Raw genomic sequence first — 11,511 nt, 5'->3', positions numbered from 1 at the left:
CGGAGCTCGTCCGGCGCGACGGCGAGGCGCAGGTGCGGAGAGCCTGTGATCAAGGCGGCCACGGCGAGGCGGCCCTCCAGCCGCGCCAGCGGCGCACCCGGGCAATAGTGGATGCCGTGCCTGAAGGCCAGGTGCCCGGCGACCGGCCGGGTGATGTCGAACCGGTCCGGGTCCGGGAACACCGACCCGTCACGATTGGCCGACAGCAGCACCATCTCCCCCTCCGGAATGGTCCCGCCCACCAGCTCGATCGCCGAACCGGCAAAACGGGCCGGCAAGACGTTCACCGGGGACTCGTACCGCAGCACCTCTTCCACGACGTTGTCCACCAACGAAAGATCGGCGCGTAACGTGGCGAGCTGGTCCGGCGCGCCGAGCAGGCACAGCACGGCGTTGGCAATCAAGTGCACCGACGTGTCGTGCCCGGCGATCAACAGCAGCAGCGCAGTAGCGACCAGCTCGTCCGCGCTCAGCCGGTCAACGTCGTCATCGGACACCGCGATGAGGACGGGTGAACACGCCCACCACTGAGCCTTCCGGTAGCAGGCACCGAAAAAGCAACGCTTAGCCCCCAACGTGCTGGTCCGAGGGCCGATTAGCGCTCCGGACATCGTGTTGTCCCTGGTGAGCCTGGCGTGATGCGGTGGGTGCGGTTGCTTTGGATGTGCCCGTCGGTGATCGTTTGGGACGGGGCGGTGTCTGGGATGTCCACGAGGTTCTTCTCCGAAGTGGAGATCAGGCGGCTGCGGTCGTGGACGGAGGAGCTCGAGGACGAGCTGGTGATCGCACGCTTGTCCTGGATGTCGTCGGCGGGTCGGGTTCGGGTGGCGAGCGCCTCGTCGGAGTAGACCGTCGTGAACCAGTCTGGGTCACCGACCTGCAGCGGTGTCGTACCGGCGAGGATGCGGGGGACGAACCGGTGTCGCGCAGTGGCGGCGAACGCGGCGCGCCAGGGCTGGCTGCGCAGGACGCCCGCGGCAACCAGCTCGGCGGCGAGGCCGGCGGCCAGGACTTCCCAGGCGGCGTTGTCGGGGCAATCCTCGGTCAGGTCGTTCTCGGCGCTCCGGGCGATCATCGACGCGTCATAGCATTTCCCAAACACGGCTAAGCTCCTCTCCCGCCCGCGAATGGTGGGCGGGTCCTTGGCGGACATTGCTGGTTCAAAGCTGTGGTGGCCACAGATACGACCGTTGCCCGGTCGAGCGGGCTACCCATAACGCATCCCCGCCGGTAGCCACTACGCCCTACGGGGACTGCGGCGCAGGGGTCACGCGGCGACGACGGGCCGCCCGGTTCGACGTCACCGACGGTGCACTTCTGACGCGAAAGCGTCCCAGTCCACGTGAAGCGTCTCCTCTCCCGGCGGCACCAGCTCGCAAGTTTTCTCGAGCCACATCGTCAATTCATCAAGATCGACTTCGTAGACCGCGGTGACTCCATTTGCCGCCAGTCGCAGGCGCAGCACGTGCCGGCCGGCGACGACGGTGGGCCACGTCTGTACGTCGCCGGCTCCGGTCTTGCCGTGCAGGCCGGACCAGAGAAGCTCCCGGGAGATGTCCCACGTGACCTGGGGTTCTCCATTCGGTTTGAAGGTCGCCGCGACAGTGAAGGGACTGGTGGTGTCGAACCGGAACTCCGCGTTCAGAGGGAGCCGCAACGGGTGTTCCACCAACCGGTAGATATGGAGCGCGCGCGGAGTCGCATGGCCCGGAGTCGGCGGGATGCGCATCGAGATGCGCAAGACGCGGTGGATGCGCAGCGCCAGCGGATTGACGCCACTCGCCGCCGGCTCATCATTGCGTCGGTCAGGCTCTTCGTTGGTCACAGTGACCCCCTTCCCAGTGCGCGCGCCAATCGAAGCGGAATATTTGGTGTGGCCTCCTGCGCTGGTGCCCGCAGCGGAGCAGTGGCCCTTGGTGCGGAACTGGGGCGAGCGCTGGATCATCGACCGGCAGCCCGTCTGGTGCAGATATCTGCCCGCCGGTCGCGAGATGGTTCGCCAGTTCGCCGTCAAGCTGTGACCGTGAACTGACGACTCCAGGAGACCTCACCAGCGCCCCAACGCGGACCCGCAGCACTCCCTAGCGGTTTAGACCAGTAGGTGTCGTGACTCCCGGGAAACGGACATGTGATCACAGCACATCCCCGCACGTCGGCGAGGCGCGATGCTCGGCCCGCGCTCACCGGCGTCCAGCCGAACGCACTGGTCCGGATGGAGAAAGAAGCATTCACCGCGGGCGCGTGAACACGTGACCAGTGCGAACCAGTGTTCAGGAACGGTCAGGGTCCACGGCACCGGTCGTCCATGGACTCGGACGTGGCACGCCTCTGCAGCGGATGATCCACGGCAGTCCCGTGGGGCAAGGCTCACGGGCTTCTAGGGCCGACAGGCCGACCGACTTCACGCCTGCCGAGGCAGCGGACGTCCTCGACGCGGACCCTGCGCGCCTTGCTCGGTGACCAGGTCGCAGCCAGGTGTGTTCGATTGACCAGGCAGCCCTCAAACACCGGCAATCGGATCACCGCTACACCTGCCAGCCAGCCACTCGTCACCGTGCCGGCGCTGCGGTTCCAACGAGAACCGCGACAGCGTGGGCCTGGGCGCCCGGCGCCATCGGCTGTCCCCACTGACCCTCGACACGTGCAATGGCCTGGGTATCGAATTCAGGGCTTCCGCTCGCCCAGCCGACACGGATGCTTGCCGAGACCGGGGTGAGCGTTCTGGTCCACAGAGCCGACCTCACCGAACGTGCCCTGAACTGGCCGCGCGGATTGCCTCGCACCGCGTGAGGAAGAGGGGACGCCTCGCTCGCGCCTCATGACAGGCCCAGGCATCCGTTGTGGTCCGCGAGCGCGGCCTTCAGGTGCCTTCTCGAAGGGATACCAAGCTTTCCGAAGATCTTGCCCATGTGCCATTCGACTGTGCGTGAGCTGAGAAACAGCTGCGCGGCGATGTCCGAGTTGGTGCGTCCTTCGGCCCCCAGTCGCGCGATGGTGGTTTCCTGTCCGGTCAGCTGTTCCACCAACGGTGCAGGGGGTGCTTCCACGACCACCCCAGCGGCGACGAGCTCGCGCCGGGCGCGTTCGGCGAACCCATCAGCGCGCACGCGCCGGAAGGTATCGCGGGCCTGCCTCAGCTGATTGGCTGCTTCGCCAGAGCGGCGTTCCCGGCGCAGCCATTCGCCGTAGAGCAGCTGAGCCCTTGCGTGCAGCACGTCAACTCTGCTGCGCTCGAGGTGCTCGATGGCAATGCGGTAGAGCTGGTCGGCTTCAGCTCCCTCGGCCAGCAAGGCACGCGAGCGCGCCGCAACGCCGAGGGCCATCTCGGTCCCCGCTGCCTCGGCGCGCGCCACCAGTTCCTCCATGGCCTCGGTGGCGATGGCGGTCTCCCAACAGCGAGCGGCGGCTTCGACGCGTTCGAGCAGCCCGTAGCCGTACATGCCGATGTCGTCGTGCTCGATGGCCTGGTCCGTGGCGGCCAGCGCTTCGCGGTACTGCCCAAGGCTGTTGTGCAGCACGGCCGCGGCGTACTGCACGATCGGGATCACGCGGCCCTCGCCGCGCACGCTGGCGCTGTGCAGACTGGTCCGCACCAAGTGGAGCGTGTGCTCCTCCTGGCCGCGGTAGGCGGCGAGCACCGGCTCGATGTACAGCGGCGGCGGTGCTCCCGTGGCCTGGCTGATCGCGTCGGACTCTTCGAGCAGCGCGGCCGCTTCCTCGAACCGGCCCGCGTGCACGCTCACGCCGGCGCGGTAAGCGAGCGCGACCGGCAACAGCGTCAGCACACCCTGCTCGCGCAGGATCTGCACCTGCGCGGCGGCGAGATCGTCCCACGACTGCTGGTCCCACAGGTCCAGCGCGATCCGGCCGACGAGTCCGTACCAGCGCAGCCCCGCCACCCCGACGTCGGCGTCGCGCCGGAACTGCCGCACGGCCCGCATGAGCGTAGGCGCCGCGGCCGCGTAACCCTCGGTGAACCGCAGCACCAGCCCATCGAGCAGCAGATCGACGGCCCGCGGCGGATCAGGTGCCGCCGGCGCCGAGCGCGCGGCCCGGGCCATGCCGGCGGGCCCGCTGTCCTCGGCCCACACAAGGCGGCCGGCGAACACCGCCGCCATCAGCGCTTCGAGGTAGGTTTCGCGCGAGAGCAACGGGTCGAGGTCACGCAGGTGCTCGGCGGCCGCGAGCAGAAGAGCGGGGGCGTCGCGGCCGCGGTGCATCGCGAACGCGATCTGCGCCCGCAGCAGCTCAGTCTGAGCCTGCCGCATGAGGTCCGGCGGCGCAGCCTGCGTGTACGCCAGCAGCGCCAGCGCTGCGTCCGAAGCTCCGGCGGCGAGCTTCGCCCGCGCGGCGGCCAGAGCGCGCCGGGCGCGCTCGACGGGATCCGGGGTCAGCTCGGTCGCATCAGCCAGGAACGCCGACGCCGCGGCGACTCCGCCGCGGGCTCGTGCGCGCTCGGCCATTCGTTCCAGCTCGGCCGCGATCACCTCATCGGGACCTGTCGCCGCCCGACCACGCTGCCACGCACGGTGCTCCACGTCGACGGGCTCGATCGCGTCGGCAAGCGCCCCGTGCACGCGCCGGCGATCAGTGCGGCCGCCCGCCTCGTAGACAGCGGACCGGATCAGCGGATGGCGGAACCGCACCCAACGCCCGATGGTGATCAGCTCGGCCGTTTCCGCCGGTTCCGCAGCGGATTCCGGTACACCGAGGAGTGCGGCGGCACGCCAGAGCACCGCCGCGTCCCCCACCGGGTCGGCGGCAACGATGAGCAGTAGAAGCCGAGTATCCGCCGGCAGTTTCGACACCCGGGCGGCGAAGCTGCGTTCAATGCGTCGCGACAGCGCCCGTCCGTGGCCAGGCAGCTCCAAGCCCCCGGTGAACGCGGGCAGGTTCGCCGCGCGCGGCAATTCCCGCAATGCCAGCGGGTTGCCCCGCGCCTCGGCGAGGATCCGTTCCCGCACCCGCTCCTCCATCGGGCCGGGCATCGTCGCTGCCAGCAGCGTCCGCGAATCCCCGTCATCAAGCCCGGTGAGGCTCAGCTCGGGCAGCCGCTCCAGACCCGCCGCATCCGTATTCTGCTCGCCCTCGCGGACAGCGAAGACCATCGCCACAGGGTCCGCCCGCAGCCGGCGCGCAACGATCGACAGCGTCCGCATCGACGCGCTGTCGAGCCACTGCGCGTCGTCGATCACGCACACCAGCGGCTGCGTGGCAGCAGCATCGGTGAGCAAGGTCAGCACGGCCAGCCCGACGAGAAACCGGTCCGGTGGACTGCCTTCCGCCAGCCCGAGCGCCGTTTTCAGCGCCGCAGATTGCGGAGCCGGCAAACGATCGAGCCCATCCAGGAGCGGCGCACACACCTGATGCACGCCGGCGAAGGCCAACTCCGCTTCCGATTCCGCGCCGGAGACAGAGATGACCTGCAGATCGCCGGCCCGCGCGACCGCGTGATCCAGCAACGCGGTCTTGCCGATCCCCGCCTCGCCGCGCACCACCAGCACCGCACTGCGTCCCTGCCGTGTCCCGCCCAGCACATCGCCCAGCACGTCAAGCTCACGACGCCGACCGAACAGGACCGGAACGGCATCGTCACCGCCGCTCACCGCGTCCCCCATCGGCCGAGGCTGTGACACAACGCGGGTCGAATCTTGTCTCTGCCCCCATGCGAGCGCACGCACCAAACAGCATTTCCCGACCCAGACAAAGACAGCCAAATATTCACAGATAACCCACGAAGTTGCGTTGTGAGACACAGCATGCACAGGGATAGAACACCGAGCGCAAGGTGAGCGAAGCCTTTCGACCCTGATATCGCTCCAAGATTCAACATCTGAGCGTTGAGTCAGGCCTTGGTCAGTACCAGCGCGCAGAGGTTCGTCTCCTCAAAACTTGCCTCTCCTAGCTGACCAGCGTGGTCCCTATGGTCCAGTTTATCCTCGAGTCGCAGCCCCATGCCCCAGCCATGCGAGGTCGACGCTGTACGCAGGGTGATTGCCGTCGTCACGGCCAGCCCAGCGCAGCTCCGGAGCGCCCCAGACGTGTATCCCTTCTCGTTACCCGACATGCCAGAAGGCTAGCTGCTGCTAACGCAGAGCGCACCAGGGCTCGATGTGAGAATGGACTATTTCGTCCACAACCTCGGCTGGGCTACCGCACTGCTCAACTTGTCCGGAGCAGCGTGAGCGGCTGTCCCCCTGACCATCGACACACCGTGCCACCGGTATCACGAGGCGGTTGTGCCCGCCGGACTCCCAGCCGGACAGCCCCCACGCGGCCCCGGCGGCGCGGACAAGATGTCAACGACTCAGCGCACTCCTGCCCCGACCCTTGGCCCCTTCCGACGGCGCGAGCGTGGGCGTGCCGTGAGGGAGTCACTGTGTCAAAACCGGACCGCGCCCGCACCCGCGTTATCCGCGACTACATGTTCGAGACCGGCAACCGGTACGCCGACGCTGCTCGTGAGATGGAAAGACGTGACCGCACTGGAGTGCCGTTCCGGCTGTGAGGACGCGGTCCTCGGTGCCGGCCGTTCGGGAGCTGCGAATCCCGGCGGATGGTGACCGGGGATGACAACGACGGCGCCACAAGCATCTGTCATCACTGCGGCTGCTTCGTGTGCACGGCGTGCCATAGCCATCCCATGGGGCTACGGCGCCGTCGACGACGTAGACGATCGGCTTGAGCCGTGGCCAGCGGGCGGGGGCAATCGGGAACCATTTGCGGTCGGCCTCCAGCTGCACCTTCTCACTCGCGCCGATCTCGCCGTAACGGCGACTGGTGTCGGCGTCGATCTTGCGGGTACGAGTGTTGCGGTAGACGACCAGCGCGCAATCGCCGCCGTCCTTGTGGGCGTGCAGCTGTCGGTAGAGGGTGGTGCGCCCGACGCGGAAGGTCTCGGCGATCTCGGCGACGGTGTGCTCCCCCGAGTCATACATCCGCTGCGCCTGATCCAGCTGCCGCCGCGTCAGCACTGGGGGCCGGCCCCCGACGCGGCCCCGGGACCGGGCGGCGGCCAGGCCGTCCATCGTGCCCTCGACGATCATCTCCCGGTCGTACTCGAAATAAGAAGACCCGCGGCTTCCTCGTCAACGAAAGCCACTCCCAGAAACCCACCTTGCTCGCGCTGTTCGACGCCCGAATCCTGCACGTCGTCAGGCACGGCTACTCCGCGCAAGATCAGCCCGGCGAGCGCTTCGACGTATGGGTGATCGACTACGGCGCGTAGGTCGACCTCATCAGCACCGTGAACGCTTTCAGTGCTTACTCCCCTTCGACGGCGAGGACGGCACCGAAGGACACACCGATATCGATGTTCCGGTTCAAGACCTGCGCGCGATCCGGCGAGCGAGCTTCTAGCACCACGGGTTGGGGCCTGCCGCGTCGGCGGCGACGCGGTCGCGCACGCCTTTGGACCGTCCCGGTTAGCTATCACCGCTGATAGCCGACGCGCTAGCGAGTACTGCGCGCTCCCTCAGCGACGAGTTTCTTCGCCAGGTCGATCAACGCCTCGGGACACGCGAGGGACACCTGGCGGGGCCGACCCTCTGCCCGGGCGCTGGGCACGAGGTCGAGCAGACCGCCATCGGCTCGCCATTCGACGTCGGTCAGGTCGCGCCACGGCGTGCGCAGCCACGCTCCCGGTCGGTCGCCAGCCGGGTGGTAAAGCGCCGCCGATGTTGCGACCGCAGCGACCGGGACGACGGTCCCCTCCCCGACGAGAAGGACGCGTTCTCCTTCTTCGAACATGGCTCGTACAGGTGCCAATGCGGTGCGAACCGGAATACCGCCGACGTACCACCGGATCGCGTATGCCACCGCACTGGCTGCGAACATGACCGCGACCAACAGGAGCCAACGAGCGAGGTACGGTTCTTGCGTTTGACCGGTGGCCGCCTGGTAGGCGATGGCGCCCTGCTGGATGATGCCCGGCAGAAACAGCACAAACGTGAGCGCGGTGCCGAGAACAGGGATGCGGATGTAGTTCAGCGCGGGCACACGAGGCGGCGCTGAACTGCGGCGATGTCTGCCCACAGCGCCCAGCACGGAGGTGGACGAAATGTCCAGCAGGGCGTAGACGGGGAACAAAATGAGGTCGTGCGCCACGACGGCCGCGAGGAACCAGGTCAGAGCCAACGGCCACAGGCGGTCGGTCACCTCGTGCGTTGCGGCGAATCCGGCCAGAGCGAAACAGACGATCAGCACCAGCAGATGCAAGGGGTTGTCGCCGTAGAATCCGCGGACGCGGGAAAGGACGGTACGCATCGTCAGCGGCTCCGGAACTCGATGGACCGAACCCATTTCGTGCAGTGCACCCCGGGCAGGGCCGGCACGATGACCCGTGCCGGGAAGCCGTGGTCCAGCGACAAGTCGGTGCCGTTGACCCGCAAGGCCAGCAATGCGTCGGGATCCAGCACCTGGTTGGCCTGCAGCGTGGCACGGCCAAACGAGCCAGTGTCGATGGACTCGACCATTGCCCGCTCCGGATCCGGTACGCCGGCCGCTGCGGCCAGGTCCCGAAGCCGGACCCCCGACCAGTCCTGCGTCGCGGACCAGCCTTCCACACAGGCGATCGGCAGAGTGGCGGCGTGCTGGGGCATCGCGAGGAGCTGAGTACGGTCGAGCTGGACCGGCCGTGGACCGCCCAACAGCGACAGCCGCCACGCCGGGCCTGTGTCCCTGGCCGTGATCTGCGCGGCGACAGCGGTTTTGTTGACCTGGAAGTCGTTGGGCCCGTCGCCATAGGACCGCCCGCGAGGCAACAGCAGCGCCCAGCTACGGGTGAATCCCCCGATGGTCTGCCCGGCGGTGAGCACAGCGACCAACAGCGCTCCCCCGCCCACCAGCCCGATCGCTCCCCTGCGGCTGATCGTCGCCGGCGCAGGGGCGATGGCAACCAGGTCGCTGTCGACAGGCTCGGGCCGAGTGTCGGCGCGAGTCGTCCGCAGTTCCACTCGCAGGGACCTCGAACGCAGCGCCCTGACCATCTTCGGCAACTTGATCACGACGTGGGAGACGAATGCCCCGATGAACACCCAAGCCCCGACATAGTGCGCGCGGTAGAAGCTGAACCCGAAGATGTAGTCGTACTGGATGTTCAGCACGCCCGTGGCGATCTCGAACAGGATGCCACCTACGAGCAGCAGCAGTGACAGTCGCTCCAGCAGCTGGGCGATCGAGCGTGACGCCGGCCAGGCGAACAGCTTCGGTACCACCGACCAAAGCTTGGCCAGCACCACCGGGATCATCACGAGGCCGAGTCCGACATGCAGGCCCTCAGTCAGCCGGAACAACCACGATGGCCGAGTCGGCCAGTCGAAGAACGGCAGGTGCATCCAGCCGACGTCGACGGGGAACGCTTGCCTGAACTGGGGGCCGTAGGCGATGTAGTCCAGCAGTCCGGTGAGGATCACGAGCGGTAGCATCGCCAGCAGCACAGCACCGAAGATCGACGTCAGCCATGGCCCGCGCAGTGGACTGCGCCAGGCGCGGGTCCGGCCGAGACCAGGTGGCCGGCGCTTTCCGACGGCCCGCCACAAGGCCGCGGGAAAGCCGTACTCGACGTCCTCGCCAGGCGGCTCGGGCGCGAAGTGGTCAACCTCGCGAGAGCTGGAAGGCCGAAGTGGACTGTTTGGCATAGACGACAGGCGGGGCCGTCGCAGCGCCGCCTGCACCTCCCTCGTTGAATTAAGCTGAAAAACTGGGTTTCGACATCGATGACGCTCAGCGGGCTTGGTGCTGCCCCCGTGGTTCCGACACCGAAACCTCACCGATCGGGCACGACCCGCGGGTCGGGATGCCTTGTCGATTTCGTGCCGCAGTCCCTGGGCGAGCTTGTACTGCTCATCTGCGTTGTCCGCAGCCCTCAAAGGCACCCGTCGAACACGCCGCACCATCCGTCCGCCTACTCGGTGAACTCATACCAACTTGGCGGCGCAGAACCAACGCGTCTTACTCCGTGTGCGCAGCTCTGACCCTGACCGAAGCCTTGGGAAAGCACCACCGCTTCCGCGCCTCCTGCACCTCGGCGTTTCGGTTCGCCGGGCCGAGCTGGTCGGGCCCGTGCTCAAGCCTGTCTTCGGCGAGCTTGCGGCAGGGAAAGCAGACGGGACGATGACGGATAGGCTCCGAACGGGAGGCCCGCCCAATCCGACCGCCTGATCCGCCTCTGCGGCCGACCGAGCCGCTGGATCAACCCAGCTGCGCCAGCGGTGTGTCACAACCACACGCCGTCCAACAAGCTGAGCAGAAACCCTGTAGGCCGGGAAGATCATCGGTACCGTGCAGGTCAGTGAAGGGCTGCCGGTCGTCTGCTTCGCGGAGAGCACCAAGGCGTACAGGACGTGACTGTTGGCGTCACGGGCTGGGCGTCGCGGGGCGTGTTTCCATCCGCAGAACATCTGCGACGCAGACGCGGCCCCGCGTGGCCCGCCCCAGAGCAACCCGGACAGGACGGCCGCGCTGGTCGCGCTCGTCGAGCAACGGTGCTGCGGCCCCAGCACTTCGTACGCCGGCGCCCGGTCGCCGACCTCTCGGCCAACAGCACCGACAACCTGATCGCGGACTTCGAACTCCTCCGGTCGCGACTCGGCGTCGAGAGGTGATCGCACTTCAGCGACTCCTTGAGCACGGTGCTCGGCCTGACCTACACACAGCACCACACCGTGCGGATCAGCGCGATAGTCGTGATGGGACTGGCGACCGTTCACGGCCGAGGGCACCACGCCCCACGCCCGCACATCCGTGCCAACCGGCTGGGGTCTGCACCAATCGGGGGGTGAGCTGCCGCCGACGTCTACGGATGCACGACCCGTTAGTGACGCTCAGAGCCGCGGCCGCGGTTACCTCGACGTTGCAGCTGAGCAACCGGCGTCGCACTGTGCGCGCAGCGCGATGCCGGTTGCTCAGCGCCACGATCACTCTCGGTGCGCGAGTGTGGTCTTCGCGGTGGGCAACTGGCGCCTGATCAGCCGAGATACCGCCGCGTGGATACCTGCGCCAGCTCATTTCCTCTTTCGGGCGTATTCGGCGGGCCCGCGCATCTCGCGAGAACCTCGACAAAATAGTTGCTGAGCAGCGTGAACGCGACTGTTGGGTCCGTGCAACCGGCCCGACGTAAGGCAGCGCTCATCTCGCAGTCGGCGACGTTGTCGTGGATCAGCCAGTGGCTTGCGCTGCACCAGCTGGCCCGCTACCCGTTCGTCTCGATGAGCTACGTCGAGGTCGCACACGAACGAAGGGGCCCAGGCCCGCATCGAATGCGGTCTCCAGGCATCACCGACCGGATCACGGGCCGCCAGGCACCCGGTGCGAGCAGTTACGCCGCAAGGACGCCTGCCGAACGGGGATCTCAAGAAAATTTTCGCCGATCTCTCGAAAGATTCCCCGTTTGGCCTACACCAATCAAGTCGCGACAGCGGCGGCAGCCGAGGTCGAGGAATCCCGTCCCGTCACCGAGCCCGTGCACGCGCTCGGTCGAACATCCGGAGGAAATGTCATGAGCATGCAGAA

7 protein-coding genes are annotated in these 11,511 nt (G+C 67.4%); all 7 read right to left on the bottom strand.

Translation table 11 applies throughout. The annotated features are described in order from the left end of the window. On the bottom strand, positions 1-497 hold a 497-nt coding region (locus tag AB0M56_RS49880), incomplete at its 3' end, for a cytochrome P450 (protein WP_364190528.1). Between the two features lie 98 nt (positions 498-595). After that, entirely contained in the window at positions 596-1,153 is a 558-nt protein-coding gene (locus tag AB0M56_RS49875; protein ID WP_364190525.1) for a hypothetical protein, read from the bottom strand. A gap of 147 nt (positions 1,154-1,300) precedes the next feature. Continuing rightward, a complete protein-coding gene (locus AB0M56_RS49870; RefSeq protein WP_364190522.1) occupies positions 1,301-1,825 on the bottom strand; it encodes an SsgA family sporulation/cell division regulator in 525 nt (174 codons plus the stop codon). A 991-nt stretch (positions 1,826-2,816) separates the two neighbouring features. Continuing rightward, positions 2,817-5,618: an AAA family ATPase gene (locus tag AB0M56_RS49865; RefSeq protein WP_364190519.1), complete on the bottom strand. Its 2,802-nt coding sequence runs from the start codon at positions 5,616-5,618 to the stop codon at positions 2,817-2,819. A gap of 792 nt (positions 5,619-6,410) precedes the next feature. Beyond that, positions 6,411-7,046, bottom strand: a complete 636-nt coding sequence (locus tag AB0M56_RS49860; protein ID WP_364190516.1) for a helix-turn-helix domain-containing protein — start codon at positions 7,044-7,046, stop codon at positions 6,411-6,413. A gap of 406 nt (positions 7,047-7,452) precedes the next feature. Beyond that, positions 7,453-8,265 (bottom strand): hypothetical protein, encoded by an 813-nt coding sequence (locus tag AB0M56_RS49855; RefSeq protein ID WP_364190513.1) that lies wholly within the window; start codon positions 8,263-8,265, stop codon positions 7,453-7,455. 2 nt (positions 8,266-8,267) lie between these two features. Further along, positions 8,268-9,437, bottom strand: a complete 1,170-nt coding sequence (locus AB0M56_RS49850; protein WP_364190510.1) for a molybdopterin-dependent oxidoreductase — start codon at positions 9,435-9,437, stop codon at positions 8,268-8,270. Positions 9,438-11,511 lie beyond the last annotated feature (2,074 nt).

It is taken from the genome of Amycolatopsis sp. NPDC051372, assembly GCF_040682095.1.
Lineage (GTDB): Bacteria > Actinomycetota > Actinomycetes > Mycobacteriales > Pseudonocardiaceae > Amycolatopsis.
Note: the sequence above shows the minus strand (reverse complement) of the source record. Positions and strands in the feature narration are given on the sequence as shown.

Coding starts and splice junctions, on each gene's coding strand:
- AB0M56_RS49875 (WP_364190525.1), bottom strand. CDS start 1,153: ATGTCCGCCAAGGACCCGCCCACCATTCGCGGGCGGGAGAGGAGCTTA.
- AB0M56_RS49865 (WP_364190519.1), bottom strand. CDS start 5,618: ATGGGGGACGCGGTGAGCGGCGGTGACGATGCCGTTCCGGTCCTGTTC.
- AB0M56_RS49860 (WP_364190516.1), bottom strand. CDS start 7,046: ATGATCGTCGAGGGCACGATGGACGGCCTGGCCGCCGCCCGGTCCCGG.
- AB0M56_RS49855 (WP_364190513.1), bottom strand. CDS start 8,265: ATGCGTACCGTCCTTTCCCGCGTCCGCGGATTCTACGGCGACAACCCC.